Consider the following 25,384-nt stretch of genomic DNA (forward strand, 5'->3'; position numbering starts at 1 on the left):
AGATTTTTCCAATTTTACCATTCAGATTAACATTTCCTGGGAGCGGCGCTCCCAGGATGGTTGAAAATCTGGTTTGTCATACCATTTTGGGCTGAGGGTATCGGGCTAAGGGAAATACAATTTTTTCAATAGTTTAGCCTCGCCATAATACGAGGGCTTCATTCCAAAATGGTATCATTCTCGTTCTTTCTGTTCCGTGTATTGTTTTCTTTTGATTTCCCCAAACCCTATCTCCCAATTCATCACTGGCGCTGTTTTTCCAGAATCTCAGTGAATTCCTCAAGGGTTGCCGCGAGGATGGCTTGTTTGTGCAGAAAGGTCAAAAGTTCTTCATTCTCAATGGTCTGAATCGCTTTTGTCATCTCCGAGCCCACCACTCCAAACCTGGTTTCAAGGGTGAACAAAAGGGTTTCAATTTTTGACAGGATTCGTCCTCGGGCTTCGCCTTCAGCTTTGCCTTCAGCTTTGCCTTCAGCTTTGCCTCGGGCCTCGCCTCGGGCTTCGGCCATGCGTTCAATGGCAGTGACATATGGCATATGGTGGTGCTCCTCATATTCTTCCAGATCGTGCTGGAATTTGGTTTCCACTTCTGGTGGTAACTGCATAAACCAGTCTATCAGCCGAAACAGCTTGCGTACATCCTCGCGTTCGTACCCTCGTTCATAGAGCGAACGCACAATCCGAAACTTCCATTCGCGCCGGGATTCGGGTTCACCTTTGGTTTCCATCGTCTTCAAATGCGCCAACACCAGCGGCGCAAACCGGTTCTGACTGTGCTCCAATCCCTCCTGATGTAAGCGATTGAGCTTGACCGTTGGAAACCGGACTTTGAGTTCGTATCCCCAGAAAGACCACCCAAACTGGTTTGGATTCCAGTCCGGATTGGCGTCTCCCAACACCACCAGACTCACCACGTGTTTCCCAAACTCGTCATACAATCGGGCGTCAAATCGAAAGATCCGTTCTGGAAAGTGGGCTTCCCACTGGCTTTGCACTTCGATATGGACCAACACCCAGCGGGTGTGGCCATCCAGAGTTCGGACTTCCTTGAGTTTATCCGCAATCTGGCGCGGCATCTGCGCTGTGGCCGTGACCTTTTGGAGCTCTTTATCGCGTGAGATCGGCTCGACACTCCAATCAATCCCATCGTGAGCCATTGGGAAGAGCAATTCCAGAAAATCTTTGAAGTATTCATCCAATGCCTCTTTCCAGGGGCTGTCATAATCGTCTCGCAGGGGTTCGTTTTCCAAGGTTGTATCCTCCTGAAAATTTCGAAAAGCGGTGTCAAGCCGCCGCACTTCAAAAGTTCGCCGCTTTCGGTCAATCTCAAATTGGCCGGTTTTATATCGCGATGGATAATCGGTGATGGCTGATTGTGCAAAGGATCAAGGACTTCAAGCAATTTATCTGCACGAGTCGGGCACAAGAAAAACCTCTCGTCTAAAGACGATACGCTGAACATTTTTCTGCAAACTGAGACTTGAATTCTGAACTTTATCCAACACTCCGCGTCGGGGTGAGCCAGCGTTCGATGATGACACCAAGCTCAGTAGGTTGAAAAGGTTTGCCCAGATAGTCATCCATTCCAGCCTGGATACATTTCTCGGCGTCTCCCTGCATCATGTTGGCCGTTAAGGCAATAATCACGGTGTGGCGTGACGCCCCTTCCCGGCGGCGAATTTCGGCGGTGGCTTCATAGCCGTCCATTTCCGGCATATGACAATCCATCAAGACCAGATCATAAGCTTTGGTTGAAACTGCTGTGACGGCTTCACGACCATTGAGCGCCACCTCAACCCGGAGCCCCAATTTCTCAAGTTGTCGCCTCGCGACCCGTTGGTTCACCAGATTATCTTCGACCAGCAAGACAGAAAATTGGGAAAACAAGTGCGCTTCACTTTGTGGAGCCACCATCAGTTGCTCCCCAGACGCGCTCGCCACAGGCTTCATTACATTCTGAGCGGGTTGGGATTCAGCCAGTTTCACAGGGACTGTAAACCAGAACGACGAACCTTTCCCGACTTCACTTTCAAGACCAATCGTGCCGCCCATCAATTCCACCAGTTGTCGTGAAATAGTGAGTCCCAGACCCGTTCCGCCAAACTTTCGGGTTGTACTGCCATCTGCCTGGATAAAAGGTTGAAAAATATGGTACTGGGCAACCGGGTCAATTCCAATTCCAGTATCCTGGACGCAAAATTTGAGTTGAACCTGATCTTTGGACCGGTGGCCTGCCTGGACTGAAACTGTCACCGTCCCCTGACTGGTAAACTTGATCGCATTCCCAACCAGGTTGGTCAAAATCTGGCGCAACCTGACTGGATCACTCACATAGGTTTGATCAAGTTCAGGATCAACCGTTGCTGTCAGCGTCAAGCCTTTGTCTTCAGCACTTTTCCCAAGAATGGTCGTGGTTTGTTTGATCATTTGGCGGAGGTCAAATTCAACCGCTTCAATCTTTAACTTTCCAGCTTCGATTTTTGAATAATCCAGAATGTCGTTGATGATCGTCAGCAACATCTCAGCCGACGAGGCCACCGTCTCGGCAAATTCTTTCTGTTCAGCGTTTAAGCTGGTATCCAGCAGCAGGTTTGACATCCCGATAATGCCATTCATCGGCGTTCGGATTTCGTGGCTCATATTGGCCAGAAATACACTTTTGGCCCGGCTGGCTTCAAGTGCTGCTTCTTTGGCCTCCAACGCCTGTTTTTCTGAAACTTTGAGTTTTTCGACGGTTTCCCCCAGTTCGGCAGTCCGTGCCTCAACCTTCGTTTCAAGCGCATGGGTGAGCGCATCCAGTTCCCCGTAAACCTGGGTAAACCGATTGGCAAGCGAGATCGCCATGGCCAGGATAACCACAGCAAACCCGAGGTACCCAAGGTTGAGTTGAGGCAAATACCCAAAGATGGCGAGTCCATCATACATCCGGGTGGCAATCAGGCACATAATCCCAATAAAAATGGTCTGGGCGGTTGGATTTCCACGCTTCATTTCTTTTGGAAGCATCACCAGCGAGAGCCACATAAACGGCAGCGCGCCAAGCAATACCGTCCAACCCAGTGTGGTAAATGTCCAATCTGGAAAGAGGAGGACAGCCACCGCCATACAGCCTGGCAATATCTGACACACCCGGATAACTCGCGTAAATGGCCATCCAAAGATCAAACAATAAAACTGAATCCAAAAGACACTATTGAAAAAAGCAGGGCCAAGGGCCAGTCCCCAGGCTTGAAGCGGAGTCACCACGCCCAGACACAACTCTGAATTAAAAAAAATACTGACCGACGCAAAAATTGGAATCAGTCCAAACCAGAAATACTCCTTCAGTTCCCGGCGGCGGCGAAAAAGCTGTAAGTGATAGAGTCCAACCAGGATAAAGACAACCAGGCAAATCAGTTGTGGAACATTGGCCAGCCAGGTTGCTTGTTCCTGGAGTTGAACTTCCCGCCGCAGATCGTGTAACTCACCAAACAAAAATTCACCAAGTTGTTGCTCCCGCATGGTCTTCATGACCTGTGCATAATCAGGGTCGCGCCACGCACGAATTGCCACCACGCAGGTTCCATCTGGACCAATCGCCTCAGTTGGGATTTCAAATACTCGTGCACGTCCAGGCAGGGTGCGCAGACCTGGGAAGAGTTCACCATAGCTCCCAATCAGTTTCCCGCCCGCATATACCTGATAACACCCATATTCAAACTTCCCGAGGGCAATTCCAATCGAAGTATGATGCTGCATCTCATCTGCATCCCAACGCAGACGAATATGCAGCCGGTACCACTGAACCCCACTGATGTAGCCTTCTTTGCCCCAGGTTTGAGTCAATGAAGCGGAGGACCAGGCTCTGTCGTCAAACTCAGGTTGAGCCCAGTTCACATTATCACCAGTTTGGAATTTCCACCCCTGTGTCACATCGATGGGAACTTCAATCACTGAAACCGGAAGTGGCTCTGCCGCCCACACAGACACCAAACTCCCGGCCAGCAACACCAGCCAGAGCGAAAATCCCCAAAGGTGGAATTGTTTGGTGAGCATTGGTGTAGGGAGGGACTCCTTGTTCTCTGTCAGGTGGCGGCTGGAGTTATTGGGAGACCTCCATTGTCCATACTTTCCAACAATCTTCAATCGGCGTACCGGTTGAGAAACAACAATCCTTCGTAATCAATCAGTCCGACCCGGACTTGATCCAGCCAGCCGTGGCGACCCAGCAAATTGCGTGGAAAATAGTCATCAGCGGCAAAATACACCATCACATCAAAACTCAAATCCAGCACTGATAAGGTGACAAAATGCCCGTAAGTTATGGCCGTTCCGTGAACGCTGCTAAAACGCTTTTCCATTCCAGACTCAATGTCGAGTCCAAGTTGGGTTCCAATCTGACGTTTGAAAATACAAGCTGATGAGCCAGTATCAAGCTTTGCAGTGGTTGTTACTTTTTCAGTTCCAAGACTCAGAGAGACCTTCAAGGTGATGCTATCCTCTCCTGGATCATAGCTTCCCCTGGTTGAAAAAACCAACTGGTGCATGATTACTCCCAACCTCCGATCAACTCTTCATCAGGTGTTTCAACCTGAGTCAATAATGGATCTACGACTCCTTGCTGTTGCGCTTGTCTGTAAACTTTTTGAGCATCAGGACCAGCAGCCAGTAGCCTGTTCCCCCACAAAGCAACCCATTGACCAGCGTACTCAACCCGATGTTGCTTGAGCCAGGCACGCTCCAATTCCCACCGTTTTGCAGATTCATTCCCTTTGGTTTGATCATCTGATTGAGCTTTGCTCGAAGACGGTTCTTGCATAAGCAATTCTTCAATCTGGCGAAACTCCTCAATCGGAATCAACACCGCCACCGGCTTCTGGTTTTCATCTACGACATATTGCTTGTGAATTTCGATCATAGGGCCACTCCTTTTAGGGCTAAGGGCTGAAGACTTCGGGCCTGGGGCTGAAGACTTCGGGATTAGGGCTGAACTCCCGTCTTCTTCACCCCCTCTTCTTCAGCCCGTCTTCTTCCGCCCTACTTCTTCCGCATGGCGTCGCGGGCATTTTTAAAGGATTCACCTTCGTTCCATTCCGGCATTTTCGGATCGTTGGCGACAGTGGCCGTAATCAGGAGCGCAAACTGGGCGTGCTGGCGGCAGCCGTTGAAATCCCATTCAGGCGTAATCTCGTCTGACGGCTGGTGATAGTCCTTTGCGGTGTACTCTTGCTCGCGCTCTTTCCCCCACCCATCAGGCTTTCCGACCACATCAATTCCATTGTTGACCGAGACACAGGGCACACCAACTTTGGCAAAACAGAAATGGTCTGACCGGAAGAAAAATCCTTTTTCCGGAAATGGATCGGGGCGCATCTTCAATTTAAGTTTGGTGGCCAGTCCGTCAATCGTCTGACCCAATGTCGAGCGTTCAGACCCCATTGGTGTGAAATCACGGGTTTCTCCCCAGATATTCAACCCATCCAGGTTCACATTCGCCGCAGTTTGTAACAACGGGTAAATTGGATGTTCCGCGTAATATTGTGCCCCGAGCAACCCCTGCTCTTCCGCCGTGACTGACAGGAACAAAATTGACCGTTTCGGTTTGGTCGTCATCCGTGACATGGCTTCGGCCACGGCCAGCAACCCGGCCACGCCGCTCGCATTGTCGAGCGCACCGTTATAGATCTTGTCGCCGGGGTTGCGCTCGCGCAGACCCAAATGATCATAGTGCGCCGTGAACACAATAAACTGCTTACTCAGTTCTGGATCGCTTCCACGCAAAAGTCCGGCTACGTTTGGCGAATTGAGTTGCGTTACCTGGCTTTTGAAACTGACGTTGAGGTGGATTCCAAGCGGTACCGCCTGAAACTCGCGCTTTTGGGCCTGCTTTTCGAGTTCCTGGAGGTTATGCCCGCCCAGTTTGGCAAATCGAAACGCTGAGTCGTAATTCACCCACGATTTGACCTTGACCACAGGCGGCGAACTCGCATCCCGCGCCAGCTCTGAACGATTCCCGGTATTGGAGCTTTGCACCACCTGCCACGGATAGGAGGCCGATTCGGTTGTGTGAACTAGCACCACGCCCAGCGCACCGTGCCGGGCAGCTTCTTCGTATTTGTAGACCCAGCGGCCATAGTAGGTCATCGCCGGGCCGCCAAAAAATTTCGGATCTTCTGACGGTGGGTCATTCACCAGCGACATCACAATCTTGCCTTTGACGTCTACATTTTTGTAGTCGTCCCAGTTCATTTCCGGCGCCGTGATGCCATAGCCGACAAACACCACTTCAGCCCGGTGAATATCAACGTCCGTTTCGCCAAGGCCACTTTGAACAGTAAATTCCTCGCCGTAGGTAAGCACTTCTTTTTTGCCGCCAGCCGCCGCTTCCATTTTGGCAGTGGCGGCTTCGGCTTTGATGTTGACGATGGGGACATTCTGGTAATAGCCGCCGTTGACAGCGGGCTCTAAGCCATAGGATTCAAACTCTGAAGCGATATAGCGAGCCGCAAGCTCCGCTCCACGCGTACCGGGGCCACGGCCTTCGAGCAGGTCATCAGCCAGGAAACGAACATGCGCCCGGAGCGTTTCGGCGCGAATGGACTTCATCGCTTTTTCGATTTCGTCTTCACTGCCAGCCAGGACCCGAACAAACCCCGACGGCAGCAACGCCGTCAGGCAGACAACCAGGGCAAAAAATACCGTCAGTCGGTGAAAAATGCGGGGAAACGGGTTCCGGGTTCCGGGTTCCGGGTTCCGGGGTTCAGAACCTGAAGATTGATTTTGGGAAACATTCCTTTGTATCACGGGCAAACTCTCCTTACTCAGTGGAATTTAGGTCTGGGGTTTAGGGTTCAGGGTTGGGTACTTTGAATGTTTGGCCTTTTTATCTGTTTTCTTGTTTGGGATCCCGAACCCAGAAATCGGTGAAATTGATTGTGAGCGGCCTGAAACTCTGACAATACTCAGTTTGTCAGCGGGAACGCAACCTGACCGAAGTGGAGCACGCAACCGATGGAATTATTTGAATCACAAAAGCAGTTGGATGAAGGAAATCGCAAAATGACCCGCCGGGTTTTTGTCGGTGTGATCGTCGGTGGTGTGGCGGCAGTCATCGGAAAACGGTTTTATGATGATCTCGACAAACCGCCGAGCGGAATCAAAACCGATTTTATTTCGCAAATTGGCGAGTTTTATACCATTTATTTCAACGAATACCCGACAAGTCTGACAGCCGACGGCTGGTCAATGCGCTTTGCTGGTCCAGAAGGAAAATCGTTTTCACTCGACTACGATGCACTCAAGGCCCTTCCAAATAAACTGATCTATAAAACCTTTGAATGTATTGAAAACGGTGTCGGGGAAAACATCATCAACAACGCGGAATGGCGCGTCACGCCGCTCCAACCGCTGCTGGATCGGATTCTTCCGGCTGAATTTTCAAGCCTGAATGTGATTTTCCGGGCCTACGATGGGTACTACACCGGGTTGCCGATTGCCGATGTCTACACCGAGGAAAGTTATCTGGCCTATGAAATGAACGGCCAGCCGTTGCCGCTCCAACACGGACGCCCAGCCCGTGTGCTCTTGCCAGGGAAATATGGCTATAAACAACCGAAATGGCTCAAGGAAATCGAAGTCACTGCCGGACCACTCGTCGGATATTGGGAAAGCAAAGGCTGGGCGGTCTCAGGTGAAGTCAAACCGATGTCCCGCATTGACACTGCCGGTTATGATCCAAAACCGGCAGGTGATAGTCCAGGAGATGCGCTGATTACCGGGATTGCCTACGGCGGCAGATTTGCTGTGTCCAAAGTCGAAGTCAGCCTGGATAACGGCTCAAGCTGGCAACCTGCTGAAGTCACATCGCCAACCGGCCCCAATCACTGGTCGTTGTGGAAATATGTCTGGCCCAATGCTCCGCGCGGGAAACACAAAATTCTGGTGCGAATGACTGATGCGAATGGGAAACTGCAGCCGGAAACCCGCAAAGGCTATTATCCGGCGGGGTCTTCGGGCTGGCATCGGGTGGTGGTGAGGTTGTGAGAAGCACCTGCCGAAAATCCCCAAACATGAAAAACACAATCTAATCAACCACTTCATAAATGATGAAGGCCGATGAGCGAAAACAAATTCCACCTCATCGGCCCTGAATTTTCCCGACATCGTCGCCGGCACACTGGCATATAATACCAATTTGCAATGGAGTCCTCGTATTAGCAAACAGTCAAGTGATTCAACCAAATAAACTTAGCGAACTACTGACTACGGGCTACTGACTACAAACTGGTATAAAGCTGGGCTTAGAACCGTTCAACCCGTATCTTTTGACACCGAATCGTTCCTTCGCCACTAATCAGTTCATGGCCTTCTGCATCATAGAGATTGACTTTAACAATGCCGCTGATTTCCGATTTGGCCGGGTCAAGGATAAATTTCACTCGCCCCTTGAACGTGTTGGCAAGGTTTCCATTCTCATCGACAATGAGCTGTTTATAGATGATGGTGAATTCATTATCACCGGTGCGTTCCCAGGCACCATGTTCGGGGTTGGCCAGTTGGGGGGTCGGAGGTCCCACATCAGAACCAATCACTGTTCCATCTGAACCAAAGGTCAACATAATTTGGAATGGCGGGGGGCCTCCCTCTTCTGCCGTAAAGACACCTTCCCACGAACCAATAAATGCTTTCAGTTGAGCCTGTTTTTGACCCCTGGATGAAATATTTCTGGTTTGAGCCAAAGTGCTGCCAGTGAAATAACCAATCAGCAGTATTGTAAAGACTGCTGATAAAATAGCTTTGAGTTTCATAAATGGTTCTCCTTACCGTTTCTTTTGCGCAGTGCAATCAGGAAATGACCGTGGGCAGATGAGCAGCCTCCCATCTGGTGTTTCGGTGTAATGAATCTGCTCAAGTTCAACCCAGCGATAAATGGTGCGGGTGCTGACGCCAGCCAGCGTCGCCGCCGTATCTGGCGCAACCAGAAATACTGATGACAAACAGGTGTTACAAAAAATGGGGCGCGACTGATGGGTGCGACGCACGATCAACACATTGGTTTCAAGGGTAATTTCGGTTCGCTTTTTTCGTATCATTGCTCCCTCGTGAAGCTCCTGGTTGGTACAGCCAATCGTTGGGAATTCGTAATGCTGAATCAATGTAAACAAAGAATTGACGAGTGTTTGTCTGACCCAGTGAAACCATTCAGATCAGGCATCGCGTAACCTGCGATTGACATTAAAGACCTCTTCCCAAAAAATCCTTTAAAATCACTTAAAAAATTCCTCGGAAATTCTTCGGACAGCTATGGTCAATACTGATAAGCATTTATATGAATTTGGTGCATTCCGCCTCATACCTGCCGAACATCGGTTGCTGTACCACGGACGAGGCGTCGCCCTTGAACCGAAGGTTTTTGAAACGCTCCTGGCTCTGGTGCGGCAGGCGGGGCGACTCGTCAGTAAAGATGAATTGATGAATGAGCTTTGGCCTGAAAGTTTTGTCGAAGAAAGCAATTTGACCCGTAACATTTCGGTGCTGCGCAAGGCACTCAAACAAGACGATGACAAAGCACTCTATATTGAGACAGTGCCCAAACGTGGGTATCGCTTCGTGGCCGATGTTCGGGAAATCGAAGGAGATGAGACTGAAGTTGTCCTCTATCAATCAACCAGGATGTGCCTCGTGGTTGATGAAGAACACGTCAGCGCCGAACCGGCACCCAGCAGCGAGACCTTACTGGAACTCACGACACCAGCACTGCCGATGGAACTCAAGGAACAGCGGGCACCCATTTCAAAACCACGCCGGTCTGCGACGGTGCCCTCGGTAATGGGAATTGTTCTTGGGGCGCTGCTCATCTTCGGCCTGGGGTATCAGTGGCAAGCCAACCATCACTCAGCCAAACCATCGGCAAGCACTGAGGCAACAGATACGGTCAGGTCACTTGCGGTCCTTCCGTTTAAATCACTGAATCCACACCCTGGCGAAGAATATCTTGGAATTGGGATGGCTGATGTCGTAATAACCCGACTCAGCAATCTCAGCCGGTTGGCCGTGCGTCCGACCAGTTCGGTGCTCTCGTTTGCAACCCTGGATCCATTGCAGGCCGGGCAAGCCCTGAAAGTGGATGCGGTGCTCGATGGCAGCATTCAAAAACAAGGCAGCCAAATACGGGTTACGGTGCGCCTGGTACGTGTTCTGGATGGACAATCGCTGTGGTCCTTTCAGTGTGACGAAGACGGGCAAGATGCGTTCACCGTGCAGGACACCATCGCCCGAAAAGTAACCGAAATCATGGCATTAGAAATGACGGATGCCGAGCGCCAACGACTCTCCAAACGCCTGACAGACAATTCGGAAGCCTTCCAGGCATATCTCAAAGGCCGTTTCTTCTGGAGTCGCTGGAACCAAACTTCCTTACACCAAGCGATTGAATATTTTGAGACTGCAATCAGCCTTGATCCCAATTTTGCAGCGGCTTACTCCGGGTTGGCTGACTCTTATCAAATGCTTGGGTATTTAGGCGTTATGCCGCCACGGGAAAGCTATCCGAAAATGGAAAAGTTTGTACGGAAAGCACTGGAACTGGACAACGCCCTGGCAGAATCCCATCTCTCGCTCGCCAAATATAAGTTCTTTTACGACTGGGACTTTGTCAGTACGGAACACGAAATTCAGCGGGCACTGGCGCTCAATCCACACAACGCAGATGGACATAACTTTTATGGCACCTATTTGACGGCATTGGGAAGATTGGACGAAGCGCTGGCAGAGCGAAAACGGGCACTGGAGCTGGATCCACTCTCAGCTTTTCACACAACTGGCATTGGGTGGGTTTACTTTTACCAGGGTGACTATGGTCAGGCCCTGACCTGGTATCGTCAGGCAATAGAACTGGATCCTGGTTTTATTCCGGCACGGTCCAGCCTTAGCGAAGCCTATTATCAACAAGGCAAGTTCGACCAGGCCATCCCGGAAACACTCGAAATCTACAAGCTCACAGGCAAACCTCAAGAAGCAATTGATTCACTCAAACAGGCATATTTAATGACTGGACCCAAAGGCTATTGGCGCAAGAAAGTGGAGTTGGTACGAGCCGGAGAGCTGCAAAGTGAGGCAGTACCCTGGAAGCTGGCTTATGCCTACTCTGAGTTGGGAGAAAAAGATCAGGCATTCCAGCAACTCAATCAGGCAGTTGCAGACCGGTCAAGCCTGCTGCCATTTCTCAAAGTTGCTCCCACCTTTGCGAGCCTGCGAAATGACCCACGCTTTACTGACTTATTGCAGCAAATTGGATTAACGCCGGTTTTTCCTCAGGACACCCACTTGAAGCAAATCAATTGAACCAAGGTCGGAGTTCCCAAAACATTGACTTTTCTTGAGAAAACTTACTCGGTTTTCATAGCTTCAGAAGCTGCTTTCCGCGACCGGAAAAAGCGCCGGATCAAAAACCTGAGGACCAACCCAATCGGCAGGAAAATCAACATGCTGACGGGAATCAGCAAAATCACCAGCCGAATGATCCCCAAAGTAATATCTGCTGCCAGATCAATGCTTTCAGCGACCGCTTTTTTGATATTTTGCAGGAACCCAGCCGGATTGGTGGAAACAATTGGCGAGGGCTCATTGAGCGTGACCGTGAATGTTGACAGGGCTGACTGGTTTTCCAGGTAGCGCCGACGGCCTTCAAGCTGTTCGATTTGGGTTCGAACTTCCGCAAGCTGGCGCTGGACTTCGAGCGCATCCGACACCGTTCGAGCGGTTTTCATAATTTCCAGAAACTGGGCTTCAAGGGCTTTTTTGCTGCGGATGCGGGCTTCGAGATCAAGAAATTCTTCGGTGACATCCTGCCCCGTTACTTTTTCCTGGAGCACGCGCTGCCCAACCTGCCGAACTTTTTCGAGCGTGTCGGCAAACATAGCCGACGGCACCCGGAAAACCATGGTCACGACCTGACTTGATTGGGTTTGGCTGCTGCGAATTTCTCTGGATTCAGAGGTTACGACAAATCCTTTTTGAACTTCGGCAATCTGGGTCACCCGGCGCATTGCTTCGGACGGAGAATCAACTTCCAGCGACAGTTCGGCATTGCGGATGATCAGGCGTTGCTGATTTTGAAAGGTTGCTGCCTGCGAATTTTCTGATTGAACGAGCTGTTGGTCTGGGGGAAGGACTTCACCACTGTCAGTGCGAACAGTCAACCCTGGTTGAGACACTTGTTTACTGACTGGCGAGGGCGAAGCTGGGGCTGTACTGAAATCTTCAGGACCACCACCGCCACTTCTACTCATAGAACATCCAGCCAATCCCACCAGACTCAATACAACCAGCACCAGACTGAGTAATCGCATAGATCACCTCTTTCGAAAAATACATGATGGAGCAGTTTTAAAGACTCCTGAAAAAGAGACTGGTTCCCATGCGGCACCACTCAACCTGGCTGATTGAAAACACCTTGGAACGTCGCAATCAACCTCAATACTGGCTGAGGAATAACTTTCCTTCATACTCAATCAATCCGAACCGAACCTTGTTTAACCAGCCATTTCGTCCAAGGACATTCCGGCTAAACCCTTCGTGACTGGCAAAAAACACCATAGAGTCAAATTCCAATCCCACAGTTGAGAGTGTCACCATATGCCCATAGACAATGAACGTACCGGTTGCTGTTCCAACCACGACACGTTCACCGCTCTCAATATCAATTCCAAGCGCCTCTCCATACTGACGTTGAAAAATGCAAAAACTCGCCCCTGTATCCACGTGGGCATCAAATGTAACGGCTAGCTCCAGAAGCCTTAACTCAATACTGATGGTGATCCCAACTCGATCTGTATCATAGAGATACAATTGTTCAAAATTGAGTGAATGTGACATCGCGTTACCATCCTGCAAAAGGGAATTCTTCAGATGGTTGAACTTGCATCACGTAAGGTGATGAATACCCCAACCGTCGAGCAGTTTCAAAAACTTCACCGGCATTGAAACTATGGCAAATCAACTGGTCTCCATCCAGGGCGACCCATTGGCCAACATACTCAGTGCGATGTTGTTCGATCCAGGCTTGTTCTTTTTGTCGCATCAAGTTGGGAAGTTTCCCAACCGGGTTCGGTGAATCCAAGCCTTCATTTCTCGGTTTCAGTGTTCGGATTTCTTCCAACAACCGAATCGCCAGTACCAATTTTTCATCATTGGTCAATTGGCCAACTTGTTCGAGAACTTCAGTTAACTGCTCTGCTGACATAGGGTTATGGATTACCTCTTATTCTGGGCCAGGTTTGCTTACTCTCTTGTGGTTTGTGGTTACACGAGACTTGAGGAAAAAAAGCTACAGAGGAGTTTTGAATCATGCAATCACATCATAGAAAGGTCAATTTCGCCTGACACTGATGGTCCCAAGGGTGTCAGAACCCCCATCCTTTCCAGGACGCACCGGGCAAAGAATCGGACCCCTGCCGATGGATGACTCAATCGGTTTTGGCATAAAACCTGGGTTTCGTGGCTTTCGTCGCCACATTCACTCAAGGCATTGAGTGCCCAGCACAGCGTCAGGTCCGGTGCCTGGGCTGGAGGAAATTCGATCAGATCACGCAAGACATCGGCGGCTGGTTTTCCGATTCTTCGAAGCGCATCAATCGCCATCAACCGAAGTTCCAGATCCACATCGCGTGCCGCCGAACTCAACGCCGCAATCACCGCCGGGTCACCTTCCCCAATGCAGCCGAAACAGTCCGCCAGTGCCGTGCGGCCACAGGTGTTTGGATGATGACAGGCGTGGAGCAGAATCGGAATCGCGGCTTTGGCTTCCGGACCAATCGCCGAAAGTGTCTGAACCACCATCGGTTGCAGTTCGGGGATGTTCATCGCTTCGATGAGTTGGGGAACAACCGCTCCTCCATACGGTACCAGGGCACAACGTACACGCCAATCTCTGACATACTCATCTTTTCGTGGGCGAACCAGCGAAAATAATGCTCGAACACCTTCGGGCCCGAATCCTGGCAGGTATTCGATGATTTTGGTGAGCAAATATCTTTTATTATCAAGATTTTGCCCAATCTTATAAATCATTGGAATTGCCTGCATTGCTGCCGGGCCAAACCGTGCAAGCGACCCAATCAAACTTATAAGAAACATTGGACGATCTTCAAACTCATCCGAGAAGTCTTTGGAGTTATCAGCAAATGGCCTGAGTTTTTCCAGGAGAGCAGGAACGACAAGTTCAGCGTTTTCTCCGATTGCCGCCAGAGCTTCGGCAGCTTCACGCTGAATAGAAAGTTCCGGATGCTGAAGCCATTCCAACACTTGCGGGGTCACTTCCCGAAAATGGGCTCTGACAGTCCGTAGCCGATTTCGGCGGCGGGCCAGTTTTTGAATCAGGCGCAGTTTGTCTCGTGGTTCACCAAGCTTCCAATATCCGGCAATCAACTCTGGGGCTTCACGCCAATCGTACTCTTTAAACAAAATGGCTCTTTGGTATTTCCCGTGGAAACGAACGAAATCTCAAAAACGAATATTGATTCTAAAGAACTTACCGGTTCTGATTTTCATCAAAATGCTAATTTTCACGGCAAATACCAAAGAGCCAACAAAATAAGGTGGTGAGCGTCTCGGTGAAGCAGCGATTGTTTGTCGAGCAGAGCGTCCCAATATTGTTGACGTACCTGCGGATGGCCTCTTTCCCAGAGGAAGACCCCAATTGAATTTTCCCTCTGTTGTATGTCGCTTGAAAATATCTGAAAAAGAGTGGCAAAGTGTTCTTCAGTCAGTGATCGAATTGAATCCAAACAGTTTACAGCTAACCATTTTCCTTCTCCTTCCAGAGATAAATTGCAAATCAACCAGTCAACAAGACCTTTATCCTGCTCAAGTAACCAGGCAAAGACAGGGATTAACCTTCTTCGCAGTAATCGTTTCCCGACAATTCGACAGTTGCTTTCAGTAAGAACCTGGAACAGATCTTGAGCAACCCTGGCTGGAATGAACTCAGCAGGTAAATGATGAAAAGCTTGAAAATACGTGACTATAGCCAGGGTGCGAACCGTTTCATCAGTATCCCTCAAAAAGCGTTCCAGCGGCAGCGGAGTAAAGTCAATTTCCTCAATCAAGTACCCAATTGCAATGAGTACAGAAATATGAACGGTGGAATCCGGTTGGTCGAGAGCAGCCAGAAGTCTTTTATATCCTTGAATACCAGATTTACTAAGCAATTCAGCAATGTGAATTCGTATTCGATGCCTATTAAATTCATCATTCCCCGTTTCATCAGAGCTTTGAATCAACAATCCATAGAGTTGATCCAAATCAGGCAAAAACGCATCTGGATCGTCAACCAGTGCCCAGTCGAATTCGGTTGGCGTTATCTGGCGAACAATCCCTTCGGCACAAAATCGGATGGTGTAGTCAAGTGCTTCTCCTTCAGGAGTTTGCACCAGTCGGAACGTAGCATCAAACAGGTCATCTCCGCTTGTTTGGAGCCTGTCATCCATCCAGCACACATACCCAATGACCTGGAAGGCATTTGAACCGATTGCCCTGGTAATCAGTTCACCTGTGCCATCCAACCAGCGTTCCGGATAGGCCCAGGTTGGATCAGATTTCAAATGTTCGAAGATCAAATATCCAATTGCCCGGCTTCCAAATAAAGTCTTGTTGGTGAGGCATTGTTTAACCTCATCAAGGACAGAGTTCTGCCATCGGTGCAACTGGGATTTATTTGGTAAATCATTCATCAGCTTTGGTTTACCAGTGTCTATTTTTGAAGACACGGGAAGGCGAGCAACGGGCGGCTCCGCCAGAAAGGAGAGATCCGCACCGGGAAGGTTGTTTGTAACAGAACACACGTCATTTGTTTGACCAGCTTTGGTAAAAGCGAGCCGAACAAATCGTCTTTTGGAACAACCCCTTCCCGACGCGAAATGCCTGGGAAATCAGGCAGTTTTCCGCCAAACCTGTCGTTTGGCTGGGAGTTTGGGCCTGGATTTGGGCTGATTGAGGCGCGCCGCTTCGGCACAGCCAAAACAGGCTGTGACTTCACGAGCAGGCTCGACACCAACCCCGCCAGGATCGTTCAGAATGCAGAATTTTGGTTTTCCGTTGATGATTTTGTAGCACTGATGCGCCCGAAAGCGCGGAGGATAGGTGGTTAAACGTGTAGCGACCGCAACTTTGTACGACCGCGTGTGAGGCGGCTGGACCTTCCCACAAATTTCACATTTGAACATTGGATCAGCCGAAGATCGTGAAGTCTTCCGGGTGGCTGAGGTCCGGAAAGCACGAGAATGCTGGGAAAATTTCCCATGTTTGATGTAATTCGCACCATACGCCGTTACTTTCGCCTTGTCAATTGTTTTGTACAAATCAGGGTTCAGGGTTCAGGGTTCTTTCAAGGGATGAGGGATGAAGGATGAGGGATGAAAAAAATCCCCTTGTCCCCTTGTCCCCTTGTCCCCTTGTCATCTGGTTCAGGGTTCAGGGTTCAGGGTTTTTGAATTTATGTCCTTTTCGTCTTTTTCTTGTTGGAACCCGGAACCCGAATTCCTCAGCCTTCCTCCAGAATCGCCAGCAGTGGTTCAAACTGATAATTGTTGACCAGGTCAGTCAGTTCCTGGGCCAGTTCAGGATGGGTTGGATTCACCTGCTGGATAATTTCTACGGCGCGAATGATGTCGCCAGCAATCAAAGCCTGGTACAGAGCAGACTTCCAGTCACTACCCATTGGATCCAATTGGTCGGCCAGACTGGGAGCTTCTGAGACAATGGCTGAGGCTGACGGTTCAAGTAAATGCCGGACTCCAAGGTGAAAGTGAATTTTTTCAAGCAAAGTCTGCAATTTGTATGGCTTGGTCACGACATCATCACATCCGGCAGCCAGAATTTCGTGTCGGACGTCATCGAGTACATGGGCAGTTAGTGCAATAATTTTGGTTGAAAACATTCGATTTGCGGCTGCTGGCGGGAAGAGTTCCTCAAGTTGCCGGATTTTCTGGGTTGCTTCATAGCCATCCATCACCGGCATTCGCATATTCATCCAGACCAGATGAGGAAACCATTCCTGCCAGTATGAAACCGCTTCGTGACCATTGGTGGCCACCCGGACGTCAAAACCGTCTCTGGACAACAACATCCGGAGCAATTCCCGGTCATCTGATTTGTCATCAACGACCAGCAACCGAATCGGCGCTTCACCCTTGATCAACGTGGGGGCAAGTTTGGCGTGACCGGATTCCTCATCGGCTGATTCTTTGACCAGGAGCGGAATGACAAATCGAAACGTACTCCCCACGCCAACCTGACTGGTAACCTCGATGGTTCCGCCAAGGAGTTCAACAAACTTCCTGCAAATCGCCAGCCCAAGCCCGGTGCCTTCAATGACTACATCTCCGGCTTTGCACTGCACAAACGGTTCGAAAATCTGAGGTAATGCCTCTGGGGTAATGCCGGGACCGGTGTCTTCGACTTCAAATTCAGTCATTCCATCCTGCCAGCCAACCCGTAAGGTCACTTTTCCGGAAACCGTAAATTTGACGGCATTTCCCAGCAAATTGAGCAAAATCTGCCGCAGTTTTTCGGCATCGCCTTCCACCAGTCGAGGCAGGTTGGATGAGATGTCAAAAGTCACCCGCAGGTGTTTGAGTTGGGCGCGGGACCGGGTACGTGTTTCCAGTTCGTGCAAAAACTGGTGCAAATCAAATATCTGAGGTTGAAGCTGAATCCGACCAGTTTCAATCCGTGCCATATGCAGCACATCGGTAATGATGTCGAGCAGGTGCTCTCCGCTCCGCTGGATGGCCGCCAGGTATTTTTGCTGGTCAGCGGTCAGTGTCGGAGATTGTTCCAGCAACTGGATAAATCCCAGGATGCCATTGAGCGGTGTGCGGAACTCGTGGGTCATTCCAGCCAGGAAAATGCTTTTGGCACGGGCGGCGGCTTCGGCCTGTTCTTTGGCTTCACGCAAGGACTGCTCAAGCTGTTTGCGCTGGCTGATGTCCCGAATTGCTGCCAGTACAATTCCGCTTCGTTGGACCGGGTTTAAATTGATGTCAGCCGGAAAGACCGTCCCATCTTTTCGCAGGGCATAAAATTCAAGGTTGGTTTTCCCCATTGGCCGAAAATGAGGAGATTTTGAATACACACCCCGGTGTGAGTGATGGACATCCCGATATTGCTCTGGCATCAGGATTTCCATGGTTTGCCCAAGCAATTCCTGGCGGTCATATCCAAACAATTGCTCAGCATGCTGATTCACTGAAACAATTTTTCCATCACGATCCACCGCAATCACGGCATCAGGCGACATCTCAAGCAGGTAGCCTTTTAACTGCTCATTTTCCTGTCGCAGAATGGTCAATTCATCCAGCAGAACGGACAAGTCATACATAGCGGCATCACTCAAGTGGAAGGTCAACAGGGATGGTGCGGAGTACAGGGTCGGCGTGCAGGTTCAATACCTTATTTTTGCCAAAATTGCCATACGGGACTGGAGGATGGAGAATTGGGTTAGTGGTCAGTAGTGGTTAGTGGTTAGTGGTTAGTGATGCGAATGAAGAGTTGAAAAAATTGTTTATTGAAAACAAAGGGCTTATCAAAACCTCAAATTTCAGATGGTGAATCTACTGCCTGTAAGTTGTTAATTTTGAAACCTCAATTCCAACCCTTAATTCACATTAGTGGTTAGTGGTTGGTTCTTGGTGACTGATTCTGCTTCGAAAGTGTTGATTTCTAACCACTAGCCACCAACCACCAACCACTAACCACATTCTTCATTCTGCTTCCCTTCCAGTACTTCCCGTACCTTTTTGGCCAGAGCGGTTGGAGTGAATGGCTTTTGAAGAAAGGCCACATTGGCGTCAATAATTCCGTGTCTGACAATGGCATCGTCAGTGTAACCACTTATAAACAGTACTTTTAAGTCGGGAAACTGGAGCCGGAGTTGTTCAGCCAGTTGGCGACCGTTCATTTGCGGCATGACCACGTCAGTAATCAACAAGGCAATCGGTTCAGAGATCGTCTTGATCAAACCGAGTGCTTCCTGACCGTTACCGGCTTCCTTCACCTGATACCCAAAGACTTCCAACGATTGTTTGGTGACTTCACGGACAATGGGTTCGTCTTCCACCAGCAAAATTGATTCGTACCCCGGTCTGAGCAATTCCATCGTATCGGAGCCCGTCTCAGGCTTCCATTTTTCTTCAATGACCGGCAAGTAAATGTTGAAGCAGGTGCCAAACCCAACTTCGCTGTTGACTTCGATATGACCTTCACTTTGTTTGAGGATGCCAAACACGGTCGCCAGCCCGAGCCCCGTACCTTTGCCCTGCGCCTTGGTGGTGAAAAACGGTTCAAAAATGCGGTTTTTGACTTCAGCCGTCATTCCGCACCCGGTATCAGTTAAAGACAGCAGAACATACCAGCCGGGCTGGTAGTCAGGATGCAGGCGACCATACTCTTCAGAAAATTCAACCATACTGGTTTCAATGGTCAACCGTCCTCCATCAGGCATGGCATCCCGGGCATTGACCGCCAGATTGATGATCACTTGTTCGATTTGACCTGGGTCTACTTTTACTTTCCCCAAGGCCGGCTTTAACACTGAGGTCAGGACAATATCTTCGCCAATCAATCGGCGGAGCATTTTTTCAATATTGGTCACGATTTCGTTGAGATCCAGAATTTTCGGCTCCAGGATCTGCTTCCGGCTAAAGGCCAGCAATTGCCGGGTCAAGGCGGCGGCTTTTTCTCCAGCTTGCTTGATATCGGCGACATAGGTGCGCTTGGGGTCGGTTCCGGGTAATCGTCCAAGTACCAGGTCGCTATATCCAATAATAACCATCAATAAATTGTTGAAGTCGTGTGCCACACCACCCGCCAGTTTACCAATTGCTTCCATCTTCTGTGACTGGCGTAACTGGTCTTCGAGTTCAATACGCCCGGTAATGTCTGACCAGGAGCCGACAATTTCGGTCGGGGTTCCCTGCTCGTCCCGCAACAACCGTGACTCATCGCGGACCCAAAAATAGCTTCCGTCTTTGCGACGAAACCGGTACTCCGAAATCTGATGCCCGGTAGAATGCACATCTTGAAGGTTTTTTTCTGTTCGTTCCTGATCTTCCGGGTGAATGTTGCGTTTCCACCAGTCATCTGCCATAGCTTCAGCAAGGGTGTATCCGGTGATGTCAACGACATTTTTACTGACCCAGATGGTACGTGGGTGTTCGGGTTCTATGGTTAACGCATAAATCACGACTGGATTGCCGGAGACAAAGCGCTGGATTTCTTCCTGAACCCGTTTGCGCTCCGTGATGTCACGCACAATCACGGTAAAAACCACCCGCCGGCCAATTTTCACTTGAGAGATAGATGCTTCAATGGGAAACCATTCGCCGGTGGACCGCACTGCCGATGTGATATACACCTTTCCCAATCTGAGGTGTTCCGGTCCAGCCGACGCGGCACCAGGCAAAGACGGATCGGTTGTCAAGTGGGCATCATCTGGCACCAGATGGGTCAACGGTTTCCCAAACAGTTCGGTTGTGGTGTGACCAAACAGGGATTCAGCCGCTCGATTCAACAGCACAATCCCTCGCTGCTGGTCAACGATGATGATTCCATCTAACGCCGACTCAATGATTCCAGCCAGAAAATTCCGATTTTCATACAACTCGCGCTCTGACAATGTGAGTTGATTCAAATACCGCCGGGTTAATCCCCCAAGCAACAGGGCGGTCACCGAAACATAAAACCAGCCTTTGTAGGTTTGTAACTGGCTGAGGAGTTCCGGGTCGCGAACCAGCCCGGAAATCAACCGATCTGACAACAAGATCCAGGTTGCCCCAATCACCAGATACAGCACGACCAGCTTCAAGACCGGGTAATTGCCAAGTGACTCAAGCGGTGGCCTGGAAACGACGGAGTGAAGCTTTTTGAGTGTCCGCGATTCAAATGACTCCTCGGTATCATCCTGATTCCCGATACGCCGCCAAAAGACGAGGGCGCCCGACAGAACCAGCATCACGGCAATCACACCGCCGCCTACCATCCAAAAGGAATAATTGAGCATATCGAAATACACTTCTGCTGCTTGAATGAGTAATACCATTTTGGAATGAAGCGGTCGTATTAGAAAACAGTCAAGTCATTCAATAAAATGAACTTAGTGAACTACTGACTACTGACTACTGACTACAAACTGGTATAAGGGCACACGTGTGATAAGCATTGAAGGGTCTCAACAGCCAACTTTCTGGGTGAAAACAACACAATCGGGGCAACCAGGGAGTGAGTTCTCGGATACGCGGTCGAGCTTGAAATGAACCGGGACAACAGGAATGAAAAGTGGTTCCCTGATATTACCTGGTTTCGGCTAACACTTCACGTACCTTTTTTGCCAAGAGTGTTGGCGTAAAGGGTTTCTGAATAAAGGCAATCTGGTCACCTAAAATGCCATGTTGAGAAATGGTATTGTTTGTGTAGCCACTCATAAATAGCACCTTGAGTTCCGGAAAAAGCGGTTGCAGGTGTTCAGCAAGCTGGCGGCCATTCATCTCAGGCATGACCACATCGGTAAGGAGCAAGGCCACGGGAGTGGTCAGGGTTTTTATCAGTTCCAGAGCCTGGGTGCCGCTTTGGGCTTCAATGACGTGATACCCAAATGTTTCCAGTGCCAGGCGGGTGATCGTCCGCACCACGTCTTCATCTTCAACCAGCAAAATGGTTTCAGCCCCAGACTCAACTGATTCACCATGATCGCCTGATGCCTCAGCAACCCACCCGGCATCAACCGCCGGCAAATAAATTTTAAAGCAGGTGCCAAATCCCATTTCACTGTACACTTCGATGTGGCCACCGCTTTGTTTCACAATTCCAAACACGGTTGCCAGCCCGAGCCCCGTACCTTTGCCCTGCTCTTTGGTCGTAAAAAACGGCTCGAAGATATGGGATTTAACCTCAGAGTTCATTCCACATCCCGTATCGGTCATTGAGATCTGGGTGTACCAGCCGGGGTTATATCCGGGTCGTAAGGCACAATATGCCTCGTCAAATTCGAAGGTGTCGGTTTCGATGATCAGTTGACCGCCCTGTGGCATGGCGTCCCGGGCATTAATAGCCAGATTGATAATCACCTGCTCAAGCTGACCGGGGTCCACTTTGACTTTACTGAGATGTGGCGGCAACAGGGTGGTTAACACAATATCTTCACCGATCAATCGCCGCAGCATTTTTTCAATATTACCGACAATGTCATTGACGTCCAGAATTTTTGGCTCCAGGACCTGTTTGCGACTAAACGCCAGCAATTGTCGGGTTAATTCAGCCGCCTTTTCACCAGCATGTTTGATTTCAATGAGTGTGTTCCGTTTGGGATCACTGGCTGGAAATCGAGCCAACAGCAAATCACTATAGCCGATAATGACCGTGAGCAAATTGTTGAAATCGTGGGCAACACCTCCGGCCAGTTGACCAATCGCTTCCATCTTTTGGGATTGGCGGAATTGCTCTTCCAACCGGACGCGCTCGGTGACATCTGACCAGGATCCGACAACTTCGGTTGGTTGATTGCTCGAATCAAACAGAACCCGTTTTTCATCCCGCACCCAAAAATAGGTACCATCCCGACGGCAAAACCGATATTCCACAATCAGATGGTTCGTTTTTTTCAGTGTGGATTGGGTCTCGATTACCCGGTCATAGTCTTCCGGGTGAATGTGTCTGGCCCACCAGCCAGGCTCATTGGTTTCGTCAGCAGAATATCCAGTCAAATCAAAGATATTTTCACTGGTCCAGATTGGTATCCACTCAGTGTCTTCCAGCTTGAGCGCAAAAATAACCGATGGGCTCCCGGAAACAAACCGCTGAACCTGTTCCTGGGCACGTTTCCGGGCGAGAAACTGTCCAATCTGGCTCCCCAGTATACCCAATTGGGTCAGTATTGGCCGGTCCAGATCAGAAATCTCCCGGCTCAATACTTCAACCACACCCACGATCTCTCCCTGGTGAATAATTGGAAAGGCCAGGGCGCTACGGATTCCAGCCTGAAGTGCTGGATGAGCCCATGCAAAATCAGGGTCTTGCCCAATCTCCTCGATTCTGAGTGGGGCACCAGTTGCCCATACTTTCCCAGGCAGCCCTATATTCAGGCCAAAGGTCAAGGTTTGGGCATGATCAATCAGCCCGGCAAAGGAAGGGTCACTCTTTGACCAGACCTCGACACATCGCAGCCGATGGTTCTTTTTATCAACTTCCCAAATGACACCGCCGTCCCAGTTTTCTGAGACACACAGGGTCTGGAGAATTTCGGGTGCGGCTTCGCTGAGCGTATCAACTTCGGCCAGAATCCGACTGATCATCCCCTGGGCCAGGAGGCGACGTTCGGCCCGTTTCCGCTCAGTAATGTCCTGTATCGTCGCCACGCGGTAGCGTAACGTCCCATCTTCATCACGCACCGACACCACATCCAGTTGAGTATCAAAGGTTGATCCGTCTTTGCGACGCATGCGGGCTTCGTATTGCACCTGCCCAAGTTGATCAGCAACGGCGATACAGTGCTTGACATACTCATGGTCAGCCGGGTCATAGACCTCCAGAATCGGTAAGCCGGCAATCTCCTCAACAGTTTGCTGATGCATGCGCGCAAAAGCTGGATTACAGGCCAGAATGCGGTTGGTGGTCGGATTTCCGATGGCAATGCCATGCGCACAATTTTCGAAAGCGTCAGCCCACTGGCGCAAGGCGGCTTCGGTTTGCTTTTGATCGTCAATATCGGTACTGGTGCCAATCCATTTCACAATCTTTCCTGATTGATCGCGGAATGGAATGGCCCGTACCTTAAACCAGCGATATACCCCATCCGCCCGGCGGAGCCGATATTGCGCATCAAACAGGTTCCGCCCCTCAGTTTCCGCATGATGCAAGTGTGGCATGTGAGCCCAATCATCAGGATGAATAAATTTTTCCCAGCTATTGAAAATGTCCTCGGTTTCAGAAAGCCCGGTATATTCGCACCATTGCGGGCTGATATAGGTACATTTCTGGTTTTCATCAGAGGTCCAGACAATTTGCGGCAGACACTCGATCAGTTGTTTCAAATAGTGCTGGTTTTCGCGCAGGGTACCCTCGACTTGCTTCCGGCTGGTCGCATCTACCACCATCCCGTGCCACAAAATGCCCCCATCAGGTTCGCTGACTGGGGCCGACCAGGCTTCAAGCCAAATTTCACCTTTCCCTGGGTGCTGAAATCGGAATTCATGATGCCACAACGTCATCAATCTGGCTGAATCCGCAATGGTTTGGTTGACCTGTTCAATATCATCTGGATGAATTCCCTCAAAAATCAGGGCCGCATCATCCCGGATCTTGTCAGCCATCACCCCAAACACATCCGATACCGCAGCCGAAATAAAAGGCATCGAATAAAAACCATCGGGGTGGCGGCGGAAAGAAAAGAGCGCCCCGGGAAATACTTCCGTCAGTTTCGATAACTGCTCCTGTAATTTTCCTCTTTCCGCAATGGCAATCTCAGATTGTTGCCGGTAACTGATGTCTCGCAAGATGACAGTCAGTTGTTTGCGTCCGTTAACGGTGGTTTGCGAAATGGTTGCTTCGAGTGGAAACTCTTCCCCGTTGGTCCGCAATCCATAGATAATTCGGGGATTGGACATTTTCCGGAAGCCGACTTCTGACTGTGCAAAAGTATGGACAAGCCGGGCATGTAAGGTGCGAAATCGCTCGGGAATAAATGTGTCGAGGGGCTGGCCGAGAGCTTCGGTTGTCGAACAGAGAAACATGGCTTCAGCCGCCCGGTTAAACATAATGATTCGATAGGTATCATCAACCGTGATGATGCCATCCATCGCCGTGTCAATAATCCCAGCCAGGATCATTTGTTGTTCCTGAATCTTCTGTTCCTTGGCGTGGTGCTCTGAGAGATCACGCAAAACTTTGCTAAAACCAAGCACGGTTCCCTTGTCATCAAACATCGGCGTAATCACTCCATTGGCCCAATAGCGTGTACCGTCTTTTTTGACTCGCCAGCCTTCATCTTCCACTTTGCCCTGGGCAACCGCCTGTTCAAGACGCTGTTGCGGCAGATTTCTCGCCACGTCTTCCGGAGGATAAAAACAGGAAAAATGGCACCCGATGATTTCATCGGCGCTGTACCCTTTGATTTGTTCAGCACCCGCATTCCAGGTTGACACATAGCCGTTTGGATCAATGAGATAAATGGCATAATCCTTGACTGCCTCGACCAGAAGCCGGTACGGATCCACGAATTGACTGATTGGTGTGACAAGAACTTCACGCTTGGGGGAGTCGTGTCCTTCCATAAAGACCTCCATAACCCTGGCCAAAAGCGGAAAGAAGGGGGAAGCCGTCGAGTAGTTGAATTCCGGCCTGGGAATTACTTCTT

The 25,384-nt window shown here is 49.9% G+C and carries 18 protein-coding genes; 2 read left to right on the forward strand and 16 right to left on the reverse strand.

The annotated features are described in order from the left end of the window. Positions 1-242 precede the first annotated feature (242 nt). The 5 genes from HY774_23255 to HY774_23275 all read right to left on the reverse strand — a co-directional run bounded on the left by HY774_23255 (position 243) and on the right by HY774_23275 (position 6,783). Positions 243-1,250: a hypothetical protein gene (locus HY774_23255; GenBank protein MBI4751408.1), complete on the reverse strand. Its 1,008-nt coding sequence runs from the start codon at positions 1,248-1,250 to the stop codon at positions 243-245. 244 nt (positions 1,251-1,494) lie between these two features. Then, positions 1,495-4,035, reverse strand: coding sequence for a response regulator (locus HY774_23260; GenBank protein MBI4751409.1), 2,541 nt, complete (start codon positions 4,033-4,035; stop codon positions 1,495-1,497). A gap of 86 nt (positions 4,036-4,121) precedes the next feature. Further along, a complete protein-coding gene (locus HY774_23265; GenBank protein MBI4751410.1) occupies positions 4,122-4,526 on the reverse strand; it encodes a hypothetical protein in 405 nt (134 codons plus the stop codon). A 2-nt stretch (positions 4,527-4,528) separates the two neighbouring features. Further along, entirely contained in the window at positions 4,529-4,897 is a 369-nt protein-coding gene (locus tag HY774_23270; GenBank protein ID MBI4751411.1) for a hypothetical protein, read from the reverse strand. A gap of 119 nt (positions 4,898-5,016) precedes the next feature. Continuing rightward, a complete protein-coding gene (locus tag HY774_23275) occupies positions 5,017-6,783 on the reverse strand; it encodes a M20/M25/M40 family metallo-hydrolase (protein ID MBI4751412.1) in 1,767 nt (588 codons plus the stop codon). Between the two features lie 207 nt (positions 6,784-6,990). Here HY774_23275 and HY774_23280 point away from each other — a divergent pair, with 207 nt between their 5' ends. Beyond that, positions 6,991-8,022 (forward strand): molybdopterin-dependent oxidoreductase, encoded by a 1,032-nt coding sequence (locus HY774_23280; protein MBI4751413.1) that lies wholly within the window; start codon positions 6,991-6,993, stop codon positions 8,020-8,022. Positions 8,023-8,279: 257 nt separating this feature from the next. Here HY774_23280 and HY774_23285 read toward each other — a convergent pair whose 3' ends face one another. Beyond that, positions 8,280-8,786 (reverse strand): hypothetical protein, encoded by a 507-nt coding sequence (locus tag HY774_23285; GenBank protein MBI4751414.1) that lies wholly within the window; start codon positions 8,784-8,786, stop codon positions 8,280-8,282. Between the two features lie 12 nt (positions 8,787-8,798). Then, positions 8,799-9,071 carry a hypothetical protein gene (locus HY774_23290; protein MBI4751415.1) on the reverse strand — a complete coding sequence of 91 codons (273 nt, stop codon included), beginning with the start codon at positions 9,069-9,071 and terminating at the stop codon, positions 8,799-8,801. Between the two features lie 211 nt (positions 9,072-9,282). On the opposite strand from HY774_23290, the gene HY774_23295 reads away from it, so the two are divergent. Beyond that, the gene (locus HY774_23295) at positions 9,283-11,322 is read left to right on the forward strand and encodes a tetratricopeptide repeat protein (protein ID MBI4751416.1); all 2,040 of its coding nucleotides are present in this window, start codon (positions 9,283-9,285) and stop codon (positions 11,320-11,322) included. 44 nt (positions 11,323-11,366) lie between these two features. Here the strand turns inward: HY774_23295 and HY774_23300 are convergent, their stop codons facing one another. From HY774_23300 to HY774_23340, 9 genes are all read right to left on the reverse strand, one after another. Next, positions 11,367-12,329, reverse strand: a complete 963-nt coding sequence (locus tag HY774_23300) for a DUF4349 domain-containing protein (protein MBI4751417.1) — start codon at positions 12,327-12,329, stop codon at positions 11,367-11,369. A gap of 124 nt (positions 12,330-12,453) precedes the next feature. Then, positions 12,454-12,855 carry a retropepsin-like domain-containing protein gene (locus HY774_23305; GenBank protein ID MBI4751418.1) on the reverse strand — a complete coding sequence of 134 codons (402 nt, stop codon included), beginning with the start codon at positions 12,853-12,855 and terminating at the stop codon, positions 12,454-12,456. Between the two features lie 4 nt (positions 12,856-12,859). After that, complete coding sequence (locus HY774_23310) at positions 12,860-13,222, reverse strand: hypothetical protein (protein MBI4751419.1); 363 nt, start codon at positions 13,220-13,222, stop codon at positions 12,860-12,862. Positions 13,223-13,332: 110 nt separating this feature from the next. Then, positions 13,333-14,442, reverse strand: a complete 1,110-nt coding sequence (locus tag HY774_23315) for a hypothetical protein (GenBank protein ID MBI4751420.1) — start codon at positions 14,440-14,442, stop codon at positions 13,333-13,335. 101 nt (positions 14,443-14,543) lie between these two features. Beyond that, the gene (locus HY774_23320) at positions 14,544-15,467 is read right to left on the reverse strand and encodes a hypothetical protein (GenBank protein ID MBI4751421.1); all 924 of its coding nucleotides are present in this window, start codon (positions 15,465-15,467) and stop codon (positions 14,544-14,546) included. 441 nt (positions 15,468-15,908) lie between these two features. Beyond that, the gene (locus tag HY774_23325) at positions 15,909-16,337 is read right to left on the reverse strand and encodes a hypothetical protein (GenBank protein MBI4751422.1); all 429 of its coding nucleotides are present in this window, start codon (positions 16,335-16,337) and stop codon (positions 15,909-15,911) included. A gap of 182 nt (positions 16,338-16,519) precedes the next feature. Then, positions 16,520-18,358 carry a PAS domain S-box protein gene (locus HY774_23330; GenBank protein ID MBI4751423.1) on the reverse strand — a complete coding sequence of 613 codons (1,839 nt, stop codon included), beginning with the start codon at positions 18,356-18,358 and terminating at the stop codon, positions 16,520-16,522. 369 nt (positions 18,359-18,727) lie between these two features. Beyond that, positions 18,728-21,037, reverse strand: coding sequence for a PAS domain S-box protein (locus HY774_23335; GenBank protein MBI4751424.1), 2,310 nt, complete (start codon positions 21,035-21,037; stop codon positions 18,728-18,730). A 289-nt stretch (positions 21,038-21,326) separates the two neighbouring features. Beyond that, entirely contained in the window at positions 21,327-25,301 is a 3,975-nt protein-coding gene (locus tag HY774_23340) for a PAS domain S-box protein (protein MBI4751425.1), read from the reverse strand. Positions 25,302-25,384 lie beyond the last annotated feature (83 nt).

This window comes from Acidobacteriota bacterium, from assembly GCA_016208495.1.
In the GTDB taxonomy this organism is placed as follows: Bacteria; Acidobacteriota; Blastocatellia; order Chloracidobacteriales; family Chloracidobacteriaceae; genus JACQXX01.